The organism is Streptomyces armeniacus (assembly GCF_003355155.1).
Classification (GTDB): Bacteria; Actinomycetota; Actinomycetes; order Streptomycetales; family Streptomycetaceae; genus Streptomyces; species Streptomyces armeniacus.
Genome location: NZ_CP031320.1, coordinates 1,413,557 through 1,435,209, shown reverse-complemented (window position 1 = coordinate 1,435,209; position 21,653 = coordinate 1,413,557). Strand labels below are relative to the sequence as shown.

The following is a 21,653-nucleotide window of genomic DNA, read 5'->3' as shown; positions in this document are numbered from 1 at the left end:
CGTACCCCGGCCGCCCGCCGGGCGTCAGTCGAGCAGCCCCGCCTCGTGCGCCAGCACCGCCGCCTGGACCCGGTTGGTGCAGTCGGTGCGGGTGAGGATGCTGCTGATGTGGGCCTTGACCGTGCCGGGGCTCAGGTGGAGCTGGGTGGCGATCTCGGCGTTGGAGAGGCCGGTGCCGAGCAGCCGGAGGACGTCCCGTTCGGCCGGTGTCAGGTCCGCGATCCGGCCTGACGCGACGTCGCTGCCCTGGCCCATCCGGGTGCGGAAGTCGACGAGTTGGCGGGTGACCTGCGGGGCGAGGACGAGTTCTCCGGCGGCGGCGCGGCGTACGGCGTCGATGAGGTCGCGGGGGCCAGTGTCCTTGAGTAGGTAGCCGTGGGCTCCGGCGCGCAGGGCGCGGGTGACGCTGGTTTCCTCGCCGAAGGCCGTCACCATCACCACTCGGGTGCGGGGCGAGTGCCGGGTGATCTCGGCGACGGCGGTGATGCCGTCCCCGGGCATGCGGATGTCGAGAAGGGCGACGTCGACGGGGTGGGCGCGGCAGGCTTCGACGGCCTCATGGGCGTCCTGGGCCTCGGCCACGATGTTGATCTCGTCGTCGTTCTCCAGGATCAGCCGGACCCCGGTGCGCATCAGCGCCTCGTCGTCGGCGATCAGCACTCGGATCATCGGCTCAGTGTAGAACCGCCATGACCAGCAGGATGATTGTGCCGCCGACCATCGGCAGCAGCACCAGCAGCGCCGCGCAGCCCCCGCCCAGGAGACGGGGCCACGTGAGGACTTCTGTGGACAGCGGGGGCCGGGAGCCCGGGGGCCGGGAGCCCGCCCCGCCGGGCACCGGCCTGGGCGAAGTGGCGTACACCGGCGTGGGCAACGTGGCGGGCACCGACGCGGGCGAAGTCGCGTACGCGGGCGGCGCGTCGGGCCGTACGGGTATTCGCGCGGAGAGGGCGAAGCCGCCCTCCGGACGCGGTCCGGCGTGGAGGGCGCCGCCGAGCAGGCCGATCCTCTCCTGGAGGCCGACGAGCCCGCTGCGGTTCCCGTCCCCGGGTGAACGGGGCGCGGGCGGCGCGTCGTTGACGACGGCGACCGTCACCGTGTCCCCCTCTTCGTCGAACGTCACACGGACGGGCGCGCCCGGAGCGTGCTTCAGCGCGTTGGTGAGCCCTTCTCGGGTGACACGGTGGACGGCCTGCCGCGTACGGGGGTCCGCGTCCGTCGTCCCGGTCGCGTTCCAGCGCAGCTCCGCGTCGGCCCCGGCGCCGCGGGCATCCGCGACCAGGGCCGAGAGAGCCTCGCGTGTCCCCCGCTCGCCGATGTCCTCACCGGACTGGTGACGGAGGACGCCGAGTATGCCGCGCAGCTCGTCCATGGCCGTTGCGGCGGTGGTGTGCAGAAGTTCGGCCCGGGGCGCCAGCGGGGGCGCCTGCCGTTCGGCGGCGAGCTGGAGGGCTCCGGCGTGCATCGAGATGAGGCCGATGCGGTGGCCGAGCAGATCGTGCATCTCGGCGGCGATGCGGGCCCGTTCCTCCATACGGGCCGCCTCGTCCGTGAGGAAGCGGGCCTGTTCGAGGTATGCGTTGCGTTCCCGCAGCAGCCCGGTCAGCGGGCGGCGGCGGCCCAGCGCGATGCCGGACAGGGCGGGCAACAGGATGATCATCGAGCCCACGCCCGCACCGGCGGCGAGATAGCGCATCTCCTGGGGTTCGGTGAGGGCTTGGCCGACCACCAGCACGAGCGCGACGCCGGCGCTGCTCGCCCCGACCACTCCCCAGGCCCGTCGTGCGGGGGTTATGCGGCGCACGGCGGACCACACGACGAACGGCACCACCACCACCGCCCACACGTTGTCCCCGGCGGTCACCGGCACACAGCACACCACCGTGAGGGCCGGGTACATCCGCCGCGCGGGCACCAGCAGCGTCGCCCACACCCCCTGGAGGGCCGCCGCCACCGGGTCGGCGGGCGGAACCAGCGGAAACAGCGTCAGCGAGCACAGCAGGACCAGGCCCGCGAAGACGGACTCGGTCACGACCGTCCGCCGGGGCGCGGCGCGCACCGCCTCCCGTACCGCGGTGGCCTCGTGGCGCACCCGTCCCGTCACCCGTCCCCACAGTCGTACTGCCGGGCTCATGGCTTCCTCCGTGTGGGGGCTGTGCTCGACGGCCGTCTTCGGCTTTTCAACGGCTGTTCTCGACAACGGCTGTTCTTGGCAAGGCGGTTCTTGTCGTACGCGTTGGCGGACCGCCGCGGGCTCAGGCGGCCGGTGCCGCGCCGCCCGGGACCCGGAGCTCCGGCTCCGCCCGCAGCCCGGCGACATCCACCCCGCTCTCGGTCAGCACGCGCTCGACCTCCGCCGCGGACTCCGCGTCCGTCCCGGCCGGGTCCAGCAGCGCGGCCAGCAGATGGGTCGTGCCGACGGTGGGCGAGCCCTCGGCGGAGGCGGTGAACTGTGTGACGTGCAGGAGCCGTCGTTCGAAGTCGGCGTGGCCGGGCACCTCCGGGGGCAGCGCCCCCTCCGCGACACCGGTGGAGGGCAGCAGCAGGCGGGCGAGGACCTCCTGCCGTGCTCCGTACCGGTGCAGGAGCTCCGCCCCCCGGTTCGCTCCCGCCAGCTTCTCGGGCAGCTCGCGCTCCGCGACGGTCAACGACCGGTCCAGCGCCAGGATGGCCAGCAGCGTGTCCACGGGTTCTATCTCCGACGCCCCGCGCCGCACCGCCCCCCGCGACGACTCCGTACGCACCGCACCCACCACCGCGGAGCCGAAACCGGCGCCGCCCCCGAATATCCAGGCGGTGAACTTCCGGGTCAGTGGATTGCCGCTCTTTCCGAACGTGCCTGCCTTGCGCAGCACCAGCACCGAGCCGGGCTCGGGTGCTTCGTCGCCTCCCGGCTCCAGCGCGTCGAGCGCGGCCGAGGCGGCCGAGACGTCCAGCTTCTCCAGCACCATGGCCTCGCGGGCACGCGTATCGGGCAGCTCGAGCAGCGCGCGCGCCACATGGCGGACGTGCACGGAAACGGTGCCCTCCTCCCGTGCCGACTTCAGCGCCTTGCGCAGACAGTCCCGCAACGCACCGGTCATCGGCGGAAGTTCAAGGCTCTCCAGCTCCTCCTCCTGCTTCTTGCGGTTCTTCCAGCGCAGCCGCTTGGCCTCCTCGTGCCGGACCTCCCGCCACAAGGCGTCGATCTCCCGCTCGTCGTCCGGGGATCCCTCTGCGCCGTCACCCGCGTCCTCGCTGACCCACACGGATGTCCCCCGGCACGCGATCGAGCCGCCGAGCGAGCCGGAAGCCTTCATTCCGGGGGCGATCGCGGAACCCGCGGACGACTCACCGGACACGAGCGCCGCCAGCAGGCTCTCCGTGCCGACGTCCTCGCGTTCCTGCCTCTCCGCCCCGCGCACGGCCTCCTGCAGGAGTTTGAGGACGTCCCTCTCGAACTCGGTGGTCACGCCGGCGTTGCGGTCGGACGCTCGCTGATCCATCGGGCCTTCCCCTCCGTGGTGTTGCCTGCTGAGAGGGACGCTAGCCTGCCTTCGCCCGGCTCCGCGTCGGCCGACCGGCCACGCTTCCCGTCCGATCGGCCGGGCCCTCCGTCCGGGCGGCGGGGTCCTCCCGTCCGGGTGGCCGGGTTCTCCGTCCGGGCGGCGTGAGCACGGCGATGGCGGCGGCGTGGCCGGGGGCGGCCCGTTGGTGGGCTGAGAACCGCGGGGACACGTACGAGCGCGGCGATCAGACTCGCCGTCCGGATCGGGATGCCGACGGCGGTGATCCGCGGGGACGCCGCTAGTCGCTGAAGACCCGGGTGCAGAGCAGTGTCCGGCCGTTGTTGACGGTGTACGAGCGGTAGCGGTTCTGGCCCGGGGCCGGGGTGCCGCAGTTGCTGCTGCCGGAGCCCGCCGTGGCCCGGTATACGCCCGTGACGTGCATGATGCGGTCGAACCCCGCGGGCACCGTACTGCTCCGGCAGTCGATCAGCGTCATGCCGCTCAGCCGGATACGGTCACCGGACGTCGTACCGAGCAGGCAGTAGCCGCGGTGGTAGATGCGCTGCAGACAGAGGCTGGTGCGTTCGCCGCCCGAACTGTAGCTCCAGCGCGCCTTGTCCACGTCGTTCGGGCAGCTGCCGCTGGTGACGCTGGTGACCTGTACGTGCGCCCGGTTGCTGCCGCAGGACACGGGGTCGGGCGGCACGTCGGCGCTCCAGTCGATGCTGCCGCCGCCGCGGCCCGTGTCGTAGACGGTGAGGCAGTCGCCCGAGGAGACGTCTTTGAACGCCTCCGCGGTCGGATCCGGGGCGGGCTCCCTGTCGTCGTCGCCGTCCTCGTCACCGCTCGTGCCGCTGCTGCTTGTGCCGCCGCTGCTGCTCGTGCCGCCGACGGAGGAGTCCGTACCGCTGTCGCCCGAACCGCCCGAGGAGGTGAGGGAGTCCGTTCCGGACGTCGTGTCCGAGTCGCCGCTCGTGCCGCCGGAGGTGCTGCTGGACGCGCCCACGGAGGTGCTGCCTGACGAGCCGCCGGTCTCGTCGCCCTCCCAGGGCTGCCAGGCGAAGAGCGCGAGGGCGAGCAGTACGGCGATGGCCGCCCAGCCGCCTCCACTGCTGCTGCCGCCGCCGGAGGGCCTGGACGGCGTGGACGGGGTGGACGGGGTGGAGGGCGTGGTGGTTCGGGGAGGCGTGGCGGAGGACGACGATCCCGTACGCGTCTGCCCGTTCCGCGTCCGTTGGTTACGTGCCTGCTGGTTGCCTGCCCGCTGGTTCCGCGTCCGCTGGTTCCGTGCCCGCGCCGCGGCCTCCGCCATACGGCGCAACTCCTCGTCTCTGCGCCGCCGTTCCTCCCGCGCCTCCGCCTCCCGCTCCCGCCGTGCGGTGCGCTCGCCGGGCTGTACGAGCGTGGGTGCGGGCGGCGGCATGGGACGCGTACGGCCGTCGGAGGCGGCGTTCCGGTCGGCATTCAGCGCGCGCCCGTGCGCCTCGTACGCCTCAATCACCGCCGTCCACTCCACCGGCAGCCAGCGCCGCCCCGGCACGGCGCCGCGGTCGCGTGCCTCCTGGGCGCGTTCCAGCAGCTCGTCGGGCTTGGGCCGGTCGCCGGGGTCGGCGGCGAGGCAGGGGCGGATCAGCGGGGCCAGCTCCCGCGGCAGGCCCGCCAGATCGACATTGCCGGCCTGTACGAGGGCCAGCAGCGGCATCGGGCCGCCGACCTCCGGGTACGGCACGCGGCCGACGGCGAGGTAGAACAGCGTCGCGCCCAGCGAGAACACGTCGGAGGCCGCCGTCGACTGCTCGCCGCGCGCCTGCTCCGGCGAGGTGAACGCGATCGTGCCCAGCGTGAGCGACGTACGCGTGAGGTCGACGGCGTGCGATATGCCGAAGTCGATGAGGAGCGGGCCGGTCAGCGGCAGCAGGATGTTCTGCGGCTTCACGTCCCGGTGGATGACGCCCTTGTCGTGGAGCGCCAGCAGCGCCTGTACGGTGCCCGCCGCGATCGTGGGCACCGCCCACTCCGCCAGCGCGCCGGCGTCACGTACGAGGTCGGCGAGCGCGGGCGCCGCCACGTACTCGATGGCCATCCAGGGGAGCGCGGCCTGCGCGTCCGCGTCGAGTACGCGGGCGGTGTACGCGCTGTCGATCCGCCGGGCCAGCTCCACCTCGCGGGCGAACCGCTCCCGGTCGGTGCGGCTGACGACGCCCTCCGCGAGGAGCGTTTTGACGGCGACGAGCGGGGAACTGCCGCCGCCCGAGACGGGGCGCGCGAGGTAGATCCGGCCCATGCCGCCGGAGGTGAGCCGCCACACCAGGCGGTAGTCGCCCAGCCGCTGCGGATCCTCGTCACTGAGCCGCCGTATCCCGATGCCCGCCATCCCCCGCCCCCTCCGCGTGCCTTCCGCCGGCCGTGGCACGCCGCCGAACATGCTTACAGGGAGGGCAGTTGGGCGCCACCGTACGGGTGCACTCAGCTCGCCGTACGGGGCGCAAACCGGCAGTGGAGCACGAGTGCCCACGCGAGGCAGCCGAACGCGAAGGTCGTCGCCACAGCCCGTACGGCGTTCCAGGCGGCCCACCGCGATTCGTCGAGCTGTGCGCGCATCGCGGCGAACTCGGCGCCGGTGTCGAACTCCCCGGCCGTCCTGACCTTCTCGTTCAGCGGCTCGTGCACGGCGAACGTGGTCACGACCGCCACCAGGTAACACACCAGCGCCACCACGACCCACCGCAGTACGGGGCGGTGCTCCGGACGGAGGTGGAGGACGGTGGCCAGGCCCGTGAGCAGCAGCGCGCCCGTGAACTCCACCCCGAGGAACAGGGGGTTGCGGATCGCGTCGTCGAGCGCCCGGGAGGCCGTGACGAAGGTGCGGTCGTCGACGGTGCCCAGTCCCGGCATGATCGTGTTCGACCAGTCCACGAAAACGCCCGCCGTCAGCCCGGTCGTCAGGGTGGCGAGGAACAGGGCCCCGGTTCTCAGGGAGGGGCGGGAAATGCGCGGTGTAGTGGTCATGCGTACAGAAAAGCCGGATACGGCGCGCCCCTCCATGCCCGAGGCCCGCGTGTCCATGCGCGGGCGTCTACGGGGGAGGCACCCGTCCGCGGGCGGGTGCGGCGTACGGGGCGGGTGCGGGTGACGCGCGTGTGACCGGACGGGCCCCGACGGCGGCGCGCGCGGTACGGTCGTGGTGGTCGGGCGTCATGCGTGAGTAGCCGTTGGGGAATTGGTGGGGATCGAGAGCGACAAGCTCGTATTCGACTATCTGAGCCGGGTCGGCGACCTGGCTCACGGTACGCCGATGACCGCGGCCGAACGGGCGCGGCTGGTGAGCGGGCTCCGTACGGACATCGACCGGATGCGGTCCGAGCAGGGCGGCGCCGAGTCCAAGGCGGCCGTACGGAAGATCCTCGACCGGCTGGGCAGACCGGAGGACCTGGTGGCCGCCGCCAACGGCGGCGAGGCCGTCCCCGGCGTACCCGCCCCGCGCGCGGTCGACGAGGACCCGTCGCGGCCCGGCGGCGGCACGGGGAGTGGCGCGGGGAGCGGCGCGGGAGGAAGCTCCGGCGGGACGGCGGGCGGCCTGGGCGGCGCCTTGGGCGGCGGCCTGAGCGGTGTCACGCAGCGGCTGCCCAGACTGCCGCGCCTGCCCCAGCAGTTGCGGAAGGAACCGCAGGACCCGCCGCCCGCCGAGCCGCCCGTGACGGCGGCACGCGGCGCCTCGCCGCCGCACCTGGCCGGTATGGACGAGCTGGGGCCCGAGGAGAGCGACCCGGACTGGTGGCGGACCGATCCGCACGCGCGAGGCCCGTACGAGCGCGGGGGCCCGTACGAGCGCGGCGGTCAGCACGGCAGCCGCCGTCCGGGCAGCGACCTCGTCCCCGGATTCGTCGGCGGCATCGAACTGCCGGAACTGCTCAAGCCCCCGGAGGACGACGACGCCGACGAGGACACGCGCCGGGGCGCGGGGCCGGGCAGGCCGGCGCGGGGTACGCGCGGCGGCGAGCGGAGCGCGCCGGAGCCGCCCGCCGTCGAGCAGGACGACGACGGACCGGCACGTACGGAACGCCCTGCGCGCTTCCGGCCGTTCGGCGGCGACGGGGGCGGCGGTGGCCCCCGGGTGGGGGGCCTGGTCGAACTGGTCGCGGTCGCGCTGCTCGCCGCGGGCACCGTCATGGCACACCTGGTGCCGCTCGCGGCCGGCTGGCTGGCGGCGTACTGGTCGCCCAGGCTCAGCCGTACGGAGGCGAAATGGGCCGCCCTGGGCATGCCCGGGCTGGTCGCGGCCGGTACGGCGGTGTGGTTCTGGGGGCGCGCCAACGAGCACTGGGGCGCGCCCATTCCGGAGACCGAGGGCGCGATGAGCGACGCGATGGGTGACGCGTGGCCGGTGGTGCTGCGGGTGGCGGCCGCCGCGAGCGCGCTGTTCCTGCTGTGGCGCGCGCGACGGCCGCTGCCGGACGGGTAACGGGACTCGGCGTAACGGCGAGCCCCGCAAGGGCCACTGTCGCAACGGCGCGTGCCGCAACGTTGCTTGGTGCAGGGGCGATGGCGCTCGCGCAACGGTCGCGCTTCAGCGGCTCGCTGCAACGTTGCGTACCGCAACAGCGCGGGCCCGCAACGTCCGCCCCACCGCGGCTACTTCGCCAGCAGCTTCGCCATCTCGTCCAGGATCTTGTTCGCCGCCGTGTAGCCGATGCCCTGGATCCAGAGCTCGTCGTTCACGCGGTGCGCCGTGCCGTTCTTGACCGCCTTCATGTTCTTCCACAGCCCGTTGTCCGTGGCCTTGGACTCGCCGGACTTCGACTGGTCGCCGTACGAGGTGTAGAAGAGGACGTCCGTGTCGACCTTGTCGACCTGTTCGGGGCTGACCTCGAGCATCAGGCCGTCGAGTTCGGTGGCCTTGTCCACGATCGGCGGGCGGCCGAGACCGGCGTCCTCGAGCACCGTGCCGATGTAGCTGCCGTCGCCGTAGATGCGCAGGTCGGCGCCCTCGACGAAGCGGATCACGTTCGTCTTCAGGGACTTGGCCCGCTCCGCGCCGCCCAGGGCCTCGGTGACCTCGCCGGCGTGCTTGTCGTAGGCAGCGACGACCTTCCGCGCCTCCTCCTTCTTGCCGAGCGCGTCGGCGTGCACCTTGAAGTTCTCCTTCCAGGGCAGGCCGGTGGTCTCGGTCATGACGGTGGGGGCGATCTCCTTGAGCTTGTCGTAGTTCTTCTCGTCCCGCGAACCGTTGGTGAGGATCAGATCCGGATCGAGCGCCGCGATCTTCTCCAGGTTGGGCTGTGCGATGTTGCCGACGTTCTCGATGCCCTTGACCTTCGAGTCCGGCAGATAGCCGAGGAAGTCGGTGCCGACGTCGGCCTTGGTGGCGCCGACGGGCTTGACGCCGAGGGTGATCGCCGAGTCCAGCTCGGCGGTGTCGAGCACGACCACGCGCTCGGGGTTGTCCGGCACCTTCACGTCGCCCTTGTACGTCTTGACGACGTGGGTGCCGCCCTCGGCCTTCCCCGAGTCGGAGTCGGAACCGCACGCGGTCAGTCCGAGCGCGGCGGTGAGGGTGGCGGTCGTGGCCGCGGTGACGGCGAGCGCGGAGCGGCGGCGCGGATACGTCATGAGGGTCCCTTTCGGGTGCTGGCGGGAGCGGGGGGCGGCGTGGGGGCCTGGGGGACGGAACCGTCGCCTGATGCGGTGCCGGACGCGTCGTCGTCGCCGTCGGGCACGGGGGAATCGCCGGGCGCGGGGGAGTCGTCGGAGGGAGCGTCGGCAGCGGGAGCCGCCGCAGAGGAAGCGTCGGCAGTACGGTCCTGGGCGTCAGCCGTACCGTCCCGCCTGGCAGGCGCCGCCCGCCACGGCGCGCCCGGCACCACGAGCGGGCTGCCCGTCACCGGGTCGGGCACGACCACCGACTCCAGCCCGAACACCTCGCTCACCAGCTCCGCCGTCACGATGTCGCCCGGGCTGCCCTGCGCGGCGATCCGCCCCTGCTGCATGGCCACGAGGTGATCGGCGTAACGGGCGGCCTGGTTGAGGTCGTGGAGGACCATCACGACCGTACGGCCGCGCTCGCCCGCGGCGTTCGGTGCCGCCAACTGCCGTACGAGATCCAGCACTTCCACCTGGTGCGCGATGTCCAGGTACGTCGTCGGCTCGTCCAGCAGCAGCAGGTCGGTCTCCTGCGCGAGCGCCATCGCCAGCCATACGCGCTGCCGTTGGCCGCCGGACAGCTCGTCCACGGGGCGTTCGGCGAGCGCGGTGACGTCTGTACGGTCCATCGCATCCACGACGGCACGCTCGTCCGCCTCCGACCACTGCTGCCACCAGTGCTGGTGCGGCTGGCGGCCGCGCGAGACGAGGTCCGCCACGGTGATCGCCTCGGGTGCGACGGGCGTCTGCGGCAGCAGCCCGACGGCCTGCGCGATCTTGCGGGTGGGGATGCGGGCCAGCTCCTGGCCGTCGAGCAGCACCGAGCCGCGCCGCGGCTTGAGCAGCCGCCCGAGGGCGCGCAGGGTGGTCGACTTGCCGCAGGCATTGGGGCCGACGACGACGGTGACCTGACCGTCCGGCACCTCGAGGTCCAGCCCTTCGACCACGGCGCGGTCGTCGTAGGCCAGCGTCAGATCGCGCGCCGCCAGCCGTACGGACGAGGAAGGAGCGGGCGAGGAAGGAGCGGGCGCGGCGGAGGCGGGCGCGGCGGCGGTCGGGTCGGTTCGGGTCATGCCTTCGCTCCGGTACGGCTGCGGATGATGAGGAAGATCAGGTACGGGGCGCCGATCGCCGCCGTCAGCACCCCTACGGGCAGCTCGGTGGGCGAGAACAGCTTCCGTGCGAGCAGATCGCCGAGCGTCACGATGAACGCGCCGAGCAGCGCGGACGACAGCAGCGGGATCTGCGCGGTACGCGTGAGCCGCCGCGCCACCTGCGGCGCCAGCAGCGCCACGAAGTCGACGGGCCCGGCCGCGCCGGTGGCCAGCGCCGCGAGCATCACGCCGGTGCCGACGAGGACGAGACGGCTGCGGCCGAGCCGTACGCCGAGTGCGGTCGCCGTGTCGTCGTCCAGTCCGACCTCGCGCTGCGCGCGCGCCGCCCACAGCACGAACGGGAGCAGCGCCAGCAGCGCCCAGCCCAGGGGCGCGGCCTGGTCCCAGCCGCGACCGTTCAGCGAACCGGTCATCCACACCTTGGCCTGCTGCGCCACCAGGTAGTCGCCCTTGGTGAGGAACAGCTGCGTGACCGAGCGGAGCGCGACGGCCACACCGATGCCGATCAGGACGAAGCGCGTCGCGTGCAGTCCGCCGCGCCACGCGAACACGTAGACCAGCGCCGCCGCCGCCAGTCCGCCCGCGACGGAGACGTACGGCAGGACCGCGTACGAGGTCAGCCCGAACGTCATCGCGCCGACCGTCGCCGCCGCCGCGCCGTGCGTGACGCCGATGATGTCGGGGCTGGCGAGCGGGTTGCGGGCGACGGTCTGGATCAGCGCGCCCGCGACGCCGAGCGCGGCGCCGACCATCAGCCCGACGACCATCCGCGGCATCCGCAGCGTCCCGACGACGAGTTCGTCCGGCGACGGCTGCCCGAGCATCACCTTGACGACCTCGACGGGCGGGACGGTGCTCTCGCCGAGGGTGAGGTTCGCCACGACGGCGGCGAAGAGGAGCACGGCCAGCACCCCGGCGACGGCGGCGGCCCGCCGGTGCACGAGGAACGAGGCGCGGGGGCGCCGTACGACGGCGTACCCGGTGGGACGCGTCCGTACGGTGGCGGGACGCGTCCGTACGGTGGCCGACGCGGCGGGGCGCTTGCTCGTATGGACGCTCGTCATGCGGCCACCGACTTCCGCCGTACGAGGGCGATCAGGAACGGGACGCCGATCAGCGAGGTCATCACCCCGGCCGGCACCTCGCCCGGCGGGAAGATCAACCGCCCGACGACATCGGACACCAGCAGCACAACAGGCCCCAGCAGCGCCGCCATCGGCAGCAGCCAGCGGTGGTCGTTGCCGACGAGGGCCCGCGCGAGGTGCGGCACGGCCAGCCCGACGAACGCGATCGGTCCGGCGGCGGCGACCCCGACGCCGGTCAGCACGGTCGCGCCCAGCCCGCCGACGATCCGTACGACGGCGATGTTCTGGCCCAGCCCCTTCGCCACGTCCTCGCCCAGCGCCAGCGCGTCCAGGCCGCGCGACACGGCGAGCACCAGCAGCACGCCCGCCAGCAGGAACGGCCATATCTGCCCTGCCACTTCGGTGTCACGCCCCGACAGCGAACCGACCTGCCAGAACCGGAACTCGTCCAGCGCCGCCGCCCGCGTCGTCAGGACCGCGGCGATGACGGACGCCAGCAGCGCGTTGATCGCGGCGCCCGACAGCGCGAGCTTCACCGGGGTGGCGCCGCCCCGGCCGCGCGCGGCGATGGCGTACGCGGCGACCGCCGCCACACCCGCGCCCAGGAACGCGAACCACACGTAGCCCGACAGCGTGTGCACCCCCGCGAACGCGATCGCCAGCACGACGCCGACCGACGCCCCCTGGCTGATCCCGAGGATGCCCGGCTCCGCGATCGGGTTCCGAGTGAGGCCCTGCATCACCGCGCCCGCGAGCCCGAGCGCGGCCCCGACCATGACGCCGATCAGCGTGCGCGGCGCCCGCATGGTGCGGATGACCTCGGCGTCGTTGCTGTGGCCGCCGTGCAGCAGCGCGTCCCAGACCTGGGCGGGGGCGACGGGGCGGCTGCCCAGCGCCAGGCTGAGCAGGGCGGCCAGCACGAGCACGGCCAGCGCGGCGACCGTCCAGCCGATACGGCGGCTGACGGCCGCGCGGCGCGGACTCGTACGCCCGCCGCGGCTGCCGTCCTTGCCGGGGCCGCTGCCGCCGGGGGAGGCGCCCTTGCCGAGGGAGGTGCCGCCAAGGGAGCCGTCGCGGCCGTCGCGGTGGGCGTCGGACGGCGTCGTCGGAGAGGCGGCTGGCATCGTGTCCTCGGGCGCTGGGCTAGGTAAGGCAGACCTAAGTGTACGGGGTGCGGCAAGGCAGAATGCAGGGCATGCCTTCGTACGAGATGACGGTCGGCTTCGACCTCGACATGACCCTGATCGACACCCGCCCCGGCATCAAGGCCTGCTACGAGGCGCTGTCCGCGGAGACCGGCACCTACATCGACGCCGAACTGGCTGTCACCCGCCTCGGCCCGCCGCTGGAGCAGGAGCTCGCGGAATGGTTCCCGGCGGACCGTATCGGTGAACTCAGCGACCGCTACCGCGAGATGTACCCCTCGATAGCCATCGCGCCCTGCACCGCGCTGCCGGGCGCGCGCGAGGCCGTACAGGCCGTACGGGACGCGGGCGGCCGCGCCATCGTCGTCACCGCGAAGCACGAGCCGAACGCCAAGCTGCACCTCGAGCACCTCGGCATCGCACCGGACGCGGTGATCGGCTGGCTGTGGGCGGAGGCCAAGGCGGAGGCGCTGCGCGAGTACGGCGCCGCCGTGTACGTCGGGGACCACACCGGCGACGTGCGCGGCGCGCGTACGGCGGGCGCCGTGTCGGTCGCCGTACCGACCGGGCCGTGCGACGCGGCGGAACTGCGCGCGGCGGGCGCGGACGTCGTACTGGAGGGCGGGCTGCCGGACCTCCCCGCCTGGCTGGACACGTACGGGGCGGAGCGGGGTGGTGTCCGGCGGGAGTGAGGCTGCGCGGGCCCGGACCGGTCGCTGGCCCGGCCCGGCCTCAGGCCGTCGGCCCGGACACCGCCTCGCGCGCCGCGCGCCGCTCCGCGGCGGCCGACCGCAGCAGGCCGGCGGCCGCCAGCCCGAAGCCGACACCCATCAGCATGCACACGAAGTACGCCGGGGCGGGGAACGGATCCGCGTCCAGAAACAGCGGCGCCACGGTGATGAGCGTCGCGAGCGCGCCGACCGCGAAGACGACACCGCCCGCCCGTACCAGCAGATCCCCGGGTGCCCGGGGCGTTTCAGTGTTCACCCGGTCAGGGTAGATCGGTGAGCAGGCTACGAAGGAACCGCTCGGAAAAGGCGTCTTGTCACCGGGCTGCGGACCATTAGCCTTGGTGGTGGCGGGTCTCACGGCCCGCTCGACTGCTCTCCGGAGCCGTTTCACCACCAGCTCTGACGCGAGTTTTTCCGTTTCCACGCGAGCAGCCCGCTGCCCTGACGAGTACGAGGACGAGGACGGACGTGCCTACCGGCAAGGTCAAATGGTTCAACACCGAGAAGGGCTTCGGCTTTCTCTCCCGCGACGACGGCGGAGACGTCTTCGTGCACTCGTCGGTGCTCCCGGACGGCGTCGATGCGCTGAAGCCGGGCCAGCGCGTGGAGTTCGGAGTCGTCGCGGGACAGCGCGGTGACCAGGCGCTCTCGGTCAGCCTGCTGGACCCCGCGCCGTCCGTAGCCGCAGCACAGCGCCGCAAGCCGGACGAGCTGGCGTCGATCGTCCAGGACCTGACGACGCTGCTTGACGGTGTGTCCCAGTCGCTGGAGCGCGGCCGGTACCCGGACAAGGCACACGGCCGCAAGATCGCGGGCATGCTGCGGGCGGTGGCGGACCAACTGGACGTCTGACGCGAGCCGATTCCCGGCCCGTCCGGCGTTTGAGGACGGGCCTCGGCCCGGTGCGGGCCGCACGGCCTGACGGCCGGGGATGCGGGCGTCAGGGGAAAGCGAGCGCGTCCGGGCCGAGCGGCGGCACAAGCCCCTCCGCCGCGGCCCGCGTCAGCAACCCCCGCACGGCCGCGTACCCGTCGTCCCCCAGGCCCGCGGTGAACTCGTTGACGTACAGGCCGATGTGCTGGTCCGCCACGCGCGGGTCCATCTCCTGCGCGTGCTCCAGTACGTACGGCCGCGACGCCTCCGGGTCGTCCCACGCCATGCGTACGGACTTCCGCGCGGCGTCCGCCAGCGCGTGCAGCGTCCGTTCGCCGAGCGCGCGCTTGGCGATGATCGCGCCGAGCGGGATGGGCAGCCCCGTCGTGGACTCCCAGTGCTCGCCCATGTCGGCGAGGCAGTGCAGACCGAAGTCCTGGTACGTGAAGCGGGCCTCGTGGATCACCAGTCCGGCGTCGACCCTGCCGTCCCGTACGGCGGGCATGATCTCGTGGAACGGCAGTACCACGATCTTGCCGACCCCGCCCGGCACCTCCGCGGCGGCCCAGAGCCGGAACAGCAGGTAGGCGGTGGACCGTTCGCTCGGTACCGCGACCGTCTTGCCGCGCAGCCCCGCGCCCTGCGCCTCCCCCGCGCCCGGCGCGCCGGGCGCGGGGGACTCGGCGCCGGCGTGCGGCGGACGCGTCAGCACCAGCGGCCCGCAGCCGCGCCCGAGCGCGCCTCCGCACGGCAGCAGCGCGTACTCCTCCAGCACCCAGGGCAGCACCGCGTACGACACCTTCAGAACGTCGAACTCGCCCCGCTCCGCCATCCCGTTCGTGACGTCGATGTCCGCGAACGTGACGTCCAGCGGCGGCGCCCCCGGCACGCGGCCGTGCGCCCAGGCGTCGAAGGTGAACGTGTCGTTGGGGCACGGGGAGTACGCGATCCGCAGGGGCCGCTCGATCATGCTCGTTCCGCCTGTCCTTGCTCGTTGTCACCGTCCGGGCCGTCCGCGCCGTATGCGCCGGCACGGCCGTCTTGCTCCTCGTACCAGCGCGTGAGCACCGGGACCGTCTTCCCGACCGCCGTGGTGAGCGCCCGCAGCGCGTCCGGAATGCGCCAGGCGGCGCGGTCGCGGGGGCCGACGGCGTTGGAGACCGTACGGAGCTCGAGCACCGGCACCCCGTGCGCGTACGCCGCCTCCGCCACCCCGAAGCCCTCCATCGCCTCGGCGACGGCGCCCGGGTGCCGTGCCGCCAGTTCGGCGGCGCGCTCCGCCGTGCCCGTCACCGTGGACACGGTGAGCACGGGTCCGGTCGTACCGCCGGTGGCCCCGGCCACGGCCCGTACGAGTGCCGCGGGCGGCCGGTGCTCGACGGTGCCGAAACCCAGCTCCGTCACCGGTACGAAGCCTCCGGGCCCCGGCTCCGTCGTCTGCGCGCCCAGGTCGGCGGCGACGACGGCCGACGCGACCGCCGTACCGCCCAGCCGGGGCGCCGGGTCGCCGGACGCGGGGGTGTCACGTACGGCGCGTGCGTCCCGTACGTCGTATTCGCCGTGTGCGTCCCGTACGTCGCGTACGAAGCCGCCGCCGATGCCCGCCGAGACGGCGAGGTCGTACGGGGTGCCCGCCAAGTCGGCGGCCGTCAGCGCGGTGGCCGCCCCGGCGGCGGCAGCGCCGACGCCCACGCCGGCCGCGACCGCGTCCAGCACCAGCTCCCGTTCCCCGCCCGGGGTGGCCACCGCGCACCGTACGCGGTGCGCGGTCAGCCCGCCGGGCAGCCGTACGGGCTTCGCCTCGCCCGCCCCGCGGCCCGCGATGTCGGTGACGGCGCGCGTCACCGCGTCCCGTTCCGCGGCGACGGCGGTGACGGTCAGGACGCGCATCGGCCCGGGACCGCCGTCACTTCTCCTGCTTCGCCTCGATGTGCCAGGCGCCCTTGAAGTTGCCGTCCTTCGTCATGACGATGCTGATCTCCGCGTCCTTGGTCGGCTCCGCCTGCCCGGTGGGGCCCTGCTTCTGGAAGAACGCGTCGCCGGGGAACGAGTAGTACGTCTTGTCGGTCGGCTCCGGCAGTACGGACTGGTCGTTCACGAAGAGCATCCAGCCCTCCTCCGCCATCTCCGGCTCGACGCCGATACGGATCTTGTCGCCGTGCCCGACGGTGATCTTCTTCTCGGCCTTCGCGTCGGCGCACTTCTTCGCCTCGGCCTCGCCGATCGTCTTGCCGTCCTCGTAGCAGGCGGCCTCGGCGGTCACCGTTTCGCCGCCGACGGTCACCGTGGCCAGCGGTGTCGGCTTCTCGCAGGCGGAGAGGGCGAGGAGGCCGAGGGTGACGGTGCCGAGGGCGGTGGCGGTACGGAGCACCCGCCCTCGCCGCGAGCCCGGGATCGCATTGGTCATGCGGGCAGGTTACCGGGCGGTCCGCCCCTGCTTCCGGGCGGCTCCGCCCAGCCAAGCCAACTCCAGCCCGTCCGGCGTTTGAGGACGGGCGGGGCGCGCCAACTCCAGCCCGTCCGGCGTTTGAGGACGGACCGGGGCGGCCAGGGCCGGCGGTAGGCCGGGGTGCCCAGGCCAAGCGCGCGTGCTTCGTGGCCGAGGGCCGTCCTCAATCGCCGGACGGGCTTGATTGTGCGGGCGTTCGTGCCAAGCCGCGCCGGACGGGCTTGAATCTGGGCGCCCTAGGACACCCGCGTGCGCGTCGCGCCCCTTCGGCGCGCGCCCGCCAGCAGCCCCCGTACCGTCGTGACCGCGCCCAGCGCCACGATGCCCGCGCCCACCGCCATGCCCACCTCCGGCACGGTCAGCGGCAGCGAGATGCCGATCGCGCCGCCCACGACCCACGACATCTGCATCAGCGTCTCAGACCGCGCGAAGGCCGACGTACGGACCGCCTCCGGCATGTCGCGCTGGATCAGCGCGTCCAGCGACAGTTTGCCCAGGGCCTGAACGATCCCGGCGGTGGCGGCGACCGCCGCGACCGTGACGGTGCCGTACAGCGCCGTCGCCGTGACCGTCGCGGCGAGCGCGCAGGCCAGGACGGCGGTGATGATCACTTCCGGGCCGCGGTCCCGCAGCCACGCGCCGAGGGCGGTGCCCAGCGCGTTCCCCGTACCGGCGGCGACCGCCACCATCCCCAGCGAGAACGCGGCGGTCATCCCGGACAGCGGATGCTCGCGCAGCAGGAACGCGAGGAAGAAGGTGAGGAAGCCGGAGAGGGCGCGTACGGAGGAGTTCGCGATCAGACCCGTCCGCACCGACGAGCCAGCCGTACGCAGCCCGAGCCGGCGCCGCTTCCCCGTACGCCCGTACCCGGCTCCCGTACCGGACGCCGTACTGTCGGCCGCCTCCGCCACGAGGTGCGCCTTCAGTTCGCCCTTGGCGGAGTCCACCTTGTGGTCCAGCGAGAACGACAGGAAGGTGCCGACGACGAAGACCGCGCACGCCCCGTACAGCGGCCACGACGGCCCCAGCTTGTGCAGCCCCGCGCCGATCGGTGCGGCCAGACCGGTGGCCAGCAGTCCGGACAGGGTGACCCGCGAGTTGGCCTTCACCAGGGAGATACGGGGTGGCAGCAGCCGGGGGACGACGGCGGACCGGACCACTCCGTATGCCTTGGAGGAGACCAGTACGCCGAGCGCCGCCGGGTACAGCTCCAGGCCGCCCGTCGCCACCGCGCCCGCCATCGTCAGCGCGAGCAGCGCGCGGGCCAGCATCGCCCCGGCCATGGCGGCGCGCCGGCCGTGCGGGATGCGGTCCAGGAGCGGGCCGACGACGGGGGCCAGCAGCGCGAACGGCGCCATGGTCACCAGCAGGTAGAGCGCGACACGGCCGCGTGCCTCGCCGGTCGGCACGGAGAAGAAGACGGTGGAGGCGAGGGCGACGGTGACAAGCATGTCGCCGGCGGAGTTGACGGCGTGCAGTTCGATCAGCTTGCCGAGGCCGGACTCGCCCGCGCCGTGCGCGTGCGTCGTCTTGCGGATACGGCGGGCGAGCGCGGCGGGCGGCCGGCGCGTGGCCCGTACGGTGCGCCGGAGCCGTCCGGGCGCCCTGCCCGGTCGGCTGGTTCCGGCGGGCAGCGCGGTCCGGTCCGTGACGTCCTGATACGGCTTGTCTACGGCCACGACGTTCAGTGTGCCCCAGATGCGGCCTGTCACTGCCCGTTGTCCGGGAACGGCCGGTCGGCCCGGAATCGGTACGGGCGTTCACCCGCCGTCCGCCGCCCCCGCCACCTGCCCGCCGGCCGCCAACGGCCACCGCGCTGAGGCGGCCGGATGCGGTTGGGGTAGCGTTGGTTGACAGTGCGCTCCGCACGGCCCTCGAGCGCGGGCGCGGACGTCGCAGCGGCCCACGGTTCCGCTCCGTCCGTTCCCCCCGCCCCGCCCGGTCGTACGTCGGCGCACGCCGATTCGGCTATGACGGCGCTACGGCGTAGGAGAGACGATTCTTGTGAGTGCTGCATGAGTGCCACGACGCGGAGCCGCCGTACACCCGACAGGCTGTGCGCCGATGCCGTCGAACTCGCGCGTGAGGCGGCCCAGGAGGTCGCCGCACCGGGCAAGGTCGGCGACTGGATCGAGGCCGTCGCGGACGGCGACCGGGTGGTCACCCACCTTTTCGAGTGCCAGGAGCCCGGCTACCGGGGCTGGCGCTGGGCGTCCACGGTCGCCCGCGCGTCCCGCGCCAAGGTCGTCACCCTGGACGAGACGGTGCTGCTGCCCGGTCCGGACGCGCTGCTCGCGCCCGAGTGGGTGCCGTGGAGCGAACGGCTCCGGCCCGGCGACCTCGGCCCCGGCGACCTGCTCCCCACCGAGGCGCAGGACCTCCGCCTCGAACCGGGCTTCTGGGGCGAGGAGGAGCTGCCCCCGAACTCGCCGGTGTCCGAGGAGGCCGAACACCTCGCGGAGGTCAGCGGCCTGCACGACGTGGAGGACGCCGAGGTCACGCACGAGCCGCCCGGCGCGGTGGCGGAGCCGCCGGAGCGCGGCAGCATCCGGGCGGTGGCCGAGGAGCTGGGCATGGGCCGCTCACGCGTGCTGTCCCGGTACGGCCTGCACACGGCAGCCGACCGCTGGGAGGACGCGCACGGGCCGGAGAGCCCGATGGCGCAGGCCGCCCCGGCGTCGTGCATCAGCTGCGGATTCCTGGTGCCGCTGGCGGGCTCGCTGCGGCAGGCGTTCGGGGTGTGCGCGAACGAGTTCAGCCCCGCGGACGGCCAGGTCGTCGCGCTGACGTACGGCTGCGGCGCCCACTCCGAGGCCGCCGTCATGCCGCAGCCGCCGCAGCCGCCCCCGCCGGTGATCGACGAGACGCGGGCGGACGCGTTCCCGCTGGGCGACGAGGCGGGGAGCGCGGGCGGCGGTGCCGGTTCCGGTGCTGGTTCCGGCTCCGATGCCGGTGCTGATGCCGACGCCGGCACGTCGGGCGAGGGCGCGGGCACGGGCGGCGCGGGCACGGGCTCGTAACCCCGGACGCGTGACCCCGGCTCGTACGGCCTCCCGCACAGCCGGCGGCGCGGCTCAGACGTGCCCGAGCACGCGGTGCGGGCGGTACGGTGCCTCCAGCCGTGTGCGTTCCTCGTCGCTCAGCCGCAGCCCGACCGCCGACACCGCGTCGTCGAGATGGGCGGGGCGGGTCGCCCCCACCACCGGGGCGCTCACCGAGGGGTGGCCCAGCAGCCAGGCCAGCGCGAGCTGCGCGGCGGGCACGCCGCGTTCGGCCGCGAGCGCGCGTACGGCGTCGACCACGTCGAAGTCGGCGTCCTCGTACATCTCCTCCGCCAGCGGATCGGCGCCCGCCCGTACGGTGCGCCGCCCGCCGCCGCGTTCCCGGTTGCCCGCGAGCAGCCCGCGGGCGAGCGGGCTGTACGGGAGCACGCCCACGCCCTGGTCGGCGCAGAGGGGGAGCATCTCCCGCTCCTCCTCCCGGTAGACCAGGTTGTAGTGGTTCTGCATCGACACGAACCGGGTCCACCCCGCCTCGCGCGCCGTCTGCTGCGCCTTCGCGAACTGCCAGGCGTACATGCTCGACGCCCCGATGTAGCGCGCCTTGCCCGCCCGCACCACCTCGTGCAGCGCCTCCATCGTCTCCTCGACGGGGGTGGCGTGGTCCCAGCGGTGGATCTGGTACAGGTCGACGTAGTCGGTGCCGAGTCTGCGCAGGGAGGCGTCGATCGCGGCGAGCACGTGCTTGCGGGAGAGGCCGCGGTCGTTGGGGGACCCGCCCATCGGGAAGTAGACCTTCGTCGCCAGCACGTACGCCTCGCGGGAGGGGAACAGGCGGCGCAGCAGCCGGCCGGTGACCTGCTCGCTGACCCCGTCGTCGTAGACATCGGCGGTGTCGAAGAAGGTGACTCCGGCCTCGGCCGCCTGCCGTACGAGGGGTTCCGCCGCGGCCTCGTCCAGGTGCCAGGCGCGCTCGGAGGTGTCGCCGTAGCTCATCATGCCGAGGCAGATACGGGAAACGGTGAGGCCGGTGGTGCCGAGCCGGGTGTAGTCCATGGGGTCCTCGCTTGGTGGGTGGCTGGTGGGTGGTTCCGGGTGGCTGGTGGGTGGCCGGTGGCGGGCGGGTCGCGGTTTCGCGGACCTTGTCGCGGACCTGTCGCGGACCTGCTGCCGGGTGCTCCGGTCAGGGCGGCGCGGATTCCTCCCGTACGTCCGGTGCCGCCTCGCGGTGTACGGCGACGCCCAGCACCACCAGCACCACACCGGCGATCTCCGGCGGTACGGGGATCTGCACCAGCACCAGCACCCCGATGACGGTCGCGGTCGCGGGCAGCAGCGAGACCAGCAGGGCGTACGTGCCGCGGTTCAGCCGCGCCATCGCCAACTGGTCGCAGACGTACGGGATCACCGACGAGCAGACGCCCACACCGACGCCCGCCGCCAGCAGCCGCGGGTCGGTCAGCGCGGGCACGGCCTGCGCGACGCCGATGGGGAGGGCGGCCGCGGAGGCGATGAGCATGGCCAGGGCGAGGCCGTCGATGCCCCTGACCGCCGGGTTGCGGGAGGCGCGGTGGGCGAGCACGACGTAGAGGGCGAAGAGGGCGGCGTTGAGCGCCGCGAAGAGCAGGCCGAGCGGCTCGGCGGCCAGATGGACGTCGGTGAGGAGGTACACCCCGGTGACCGCCGCGGTGAGCGCCAGCAGATTGCGCCGGGTCCGTACGGCGACGGCCGCCAGCACGATCACCGGCAGGAACTCGATCGCCGCGACGGTGCCCAACGGGAGCCGGTCGATGGCGAGATAGAAGCCCGAGTTCATCACCGCCAGCACGGCGCCCCAGGCCAGCAGCGACCGGCGGGTGGCGCGGTCGGCGGACCGCCAGCTCCGCCAGGGGCGCCGCCACACCGCGAACACGGCGGCCGCGGACACGATCCGCAGCCAGGCGACACCCAGCGGCTCCACATGTGCGAACAGCAAAACAGCGAACGCCGGGCCGAGGTAGTGGAAGACGGCGCTGCACACGAAGTACGCGTGCGGCGGCACACGCCGTACGGCCGCCGCCCCGGGCGCGTGCGCCGTGCTGAGGTTCGGATTCGGCATGCCCTCTAACCTAGAAACCACCAGGGCGCG

At 73.6% G+C, this 21,653-nt stretch carries 20 protein-coding genes; 4 read left to right on the top strand and 16 right to left on the bottom strand.

The window, feature by feature from the left end; all coding sequences use genetic code 11:
• Positions 1–24 precede the first annotated feature (24 nt).
• The 5 genes from DVA86_RS06270 to DVA86_RS06250 all read right to left on the bottom strand — a co-directional run bounded on the left by DVA86_RS06270 (position 25) and on the right by DVA86_RS06250 (position 6,497).
• Positions 25–669 (bottom strand): response regulator, encoded by a 645-nt coding sequence (locus DVA86_RS06270; protein WP_208876441.1) that lies wholly within the window; start codon positions 667–669, stop codon positions 25–27.
• A 4-nt stretch (positions 670–673) separates the two neighbouring features.
• Positions 674–2,134: a sensor histidine kinase gene (locus tag DVA86_RS06265; RefSeq protein ID WP_208876440.1), complete on the bottom strand. Its 1,461-nt coding sequence runs from the start codon at positions 2,132–2,134 to the stop codon at positions 674–676.
• A 121-nt stretch (positions 2,135–2,255) separates the two neighbouring features.
• Complete coding sequence (locus DVA86_RS06260; protein WP_208876438.1) at positions 2,256–3,485, bottom strand: hypothetical protein; 1,230 nt, start codon at positions 3,483–3,485, stop codon at positions 2,256–2,258.
• A gap of 301 nt (positions 3,486–3,786) precedes the next feature.
• A complete protein-coding gene (locus DVA86_RS06255; protein WP_208876437.1) occupies positions 3,787–5,862 on the bottom strand; it encodes a serine/threonine-protein kinase in 2,076 nt (691 codons plus the stop codon).
• Between the two features lie 92 nt (positions 5,863–5,954).
• Positions 5,955–6,497 carry an anthrone oxygenase family protein gene (locus tag DVA86_RS06250; protein ID WP_208876435.1) on the bottom strand — a complete coding sequence of 181 codons (543 nt, stop codon included), beginning with the start codon at positions 6,495–6,497 and terminating at the stop codon, positions 5,955–5,957.
• 214 nt (positions 6,498–6,711) lie between these two features.
• Between DVA86_RS06250 and DVA86_RS06245 the strand changes: the two genes are divergently transcribed.
• A complete protein-coding gene (locus DVA86_RS06245) occupies positions 6,712–7,950 on the top strand; it encodes a hypothetical protein (protein WP_208876433.1) in 1,239 nt (412 codons plus the stop codon).
• A gap of 170 nt (positions 7,951–8,120) precedes the next feature.
• Here DVA86_RS06245 and DVA86_RS06240 read toward each other — a convergent pair whose 3' ends face one another.
• From DVA86_RS06240 to DVA86_RS06225, 4 genes are read right to left on the bottom strand one after another with little or no spacing between them, the layout of a single operon-like run.
• Positions 8,121–9,098 carry an ABC transporter substrate-binding protein gene (locus DVA86_RS06240; protein ID WP_208876432.1) on the bottom strand — a complete coding sequence of 326 codons (978 nt, stop codon included), beginning with the start codon at positions 9,096–9,098 and terminating at the stop codon, positions 8,121–8,123.
• Positions 9,095–10,201, bottom strand: a complete 1,107-nt coding sequence (locus DVA86_RS06235) for an ABC transporter ATP-binding protein (protein WP_208876430.1) — start codon at positions 10,199–10,201, stop codon at positions 9,095–9,097. The genes DVA86_RS06240 and DVA86_RS06235 overlap by 4 nt, the downstream gene beginning before the upstream one ends.
• A complete protein-coding gene (locus tag DVA86_RS06230) occupies positions 10,198–11,307 on the bottom strand; it encodes a FecCD family ABC transporter permease (RefSeq protein ID WP_208876429.1) in 1,110 nt (369 codons plus the stop codon). Before DVA86_RS06230 ends, DVA86_RS06235 begins: the two co-directional genes overlap by 4 nt.
• Complete coding sequence (locus DVA86_RS06225) at positions 11,304–12,452, bottom strand: FecCD family ABC transporter permease (RefSeq protein ID WP_208876428.1); 1,149 nt, start codon at positions 12,450–12,452, stop codon at positions 11,304–11,306. The genes DVA86_RS06230 and DVA86_RS06225 overlap by 4 nt, the downstream gene beginning before the upstream one ends.
• 62 nt (positions 12,453–12,514) lie before the next feature.
• On the opposite strand from DVA86_RS06225, the gene DVA86_RS06220 reads away from it, so the two are divergent.
• Positions 12,515–13,165, top strand: a complete 651-nt coding sequence (locus DVA86_RS06220) for an HAD family hydrolase (RefSeq protein ID WP_425470770.1) — start codon at positions 12,515–12,517, stop codon at positions 13,163–13,165.
• Positions 13,166–13,205: 40 nt separating this feature from the next.
• Here DVA86_RS06220 and DVA86_RS06215 read toward each other — a convergent pair whose 3' ends face one another.
• Complete coding sequence (locus DVA86_RS06215; protein WP_208876427.1) at positions 13,206–13,460, bottom strand: hypothetical protein; 255 nt, start codon at positions 13,458–13,460, stop codon at positions 13,206–13,208.
• A 212-nt stretch (positions 13,461–13,672) separates the two neighbouring features.
• On the opposite strand from DVA86_RS06215, the gene DVA86_RS35920 reads away from it, so the two are divergent.
• Complete coding sequence (locus tag DVA86_RS35920) at positions 13,673–14,056, top strand: cold-shock protein (protein ID WP_208876426.1); 384 nt, start codon at positions 13,673–13,675, stop codon at positions 14,054–14,056.
• 88 nt (positions 14,057–14,144) lie between these two features.
• Here the strand turns inward: DVA86_RS35920 and DVA86_RS06205 are convergent, their stop codons facing one another.
• The 4 genes from DVA86_RS06205 to DVA86_RS06190 all read right to left on the bottom strand — a co-directional run bounded on the left by DVA86_RS06205 (position 14,145) and on the right by DVA86_RS06190 (position 18,160).
• Positions 14,145–15,047 (bottom strand): 1,4-dihydroxy-6-naphtoate synthase, encoded by a 903-nt coding sequence (locus DVA86_RS06205; RefSeq protein ID WP_208876424.1) that lies wholly within the window; start codon positions 15,045–15,047, stop codon positions 14,145–14,147.
• The gene (mqnB, locus tag DVA86_RS06200) at positions 15,044–15,967 is read right to left on the bottom strand and encodes a futalosine hydrolase (RefSeq protein WP_208876422.1); all 924 of its coding nucleotides are present in this window, start codon (positions 15,965–15,967) and stop codon (positions 15,044–15,046) included. The genes DVA86_RS06205 and mqnB overlap by 4 nt, the downstream gene beginning before the upstream one ends.
• A gap of 16 nt (positions 15,968–15,983) precedes the next feature.
• Positions 15,984–16,484, bottom strand: a complete 501-nt coding sequence (locus DVA86_RS06195) for a DUF2771 domain-containing protein (RefSeq protein ID WP_208876420.1) — start codon at positions 16,482–16,484, stop codon at positions 15,984–15,986.
• A gap of 278 nt (positions 16,485–16,762) precedes the next feature.
• Positions 16,763–18,160, bottom strand: a complete 1,398-nt coding sequence (locus tag DVA86_RS06190; RefSeq protein ID WP_425470969.1) for an MFS transporter — start codon at positions 18,158–18,160, stop codon at positions 16,763–16,765.
• Between the two features lie 381 nt (positions 18,161–18,541).
• Between DVA86_RS06190 and DVA86_RS06185 the strand changes: the two genes are divergently transcribed.
• Positions 18,542–19,546 (top strand): DUF3027 domain-containing protein, encoded by a 1,005-nt coding sequence (locus DVA86_RS06185; RefSeq protein ID WP_208876418.1) that lies wholly within the window; start codon positions 18,542–18,544, stop codon positions 19,544–19,546.
• Positions 19,547–19,600: 54 nt separating this feature from the next.
• Here DVA86_RS06185 and DVA86_RS06180 read toward each other — a convergent pair whose 3' ends face one another.
• A complete protein-coding gene (locus DVA86_RS06180) occupies positions 19,601–20,581 on the bottom strand; it encodes an aldo/keto reductase (protein WP_208876416.1) in 981 nt (326 codons plus the stop codon).
• Between the two features lie 127 nt (positions 20,582–20,708).
• Positions 20,709–21,623 (bottom strand): EamA family transporter, encoded by a 915-nt coding sequence (locus DVA86_RS06175; RefSeq protein WP_208876415.1) that lies wholly within the window; start codon positions 21,621–21,623, stop codon positions 20,709–20,711.
• Positions 21,624–21,653: the final 30 nt, after the last annotated feature.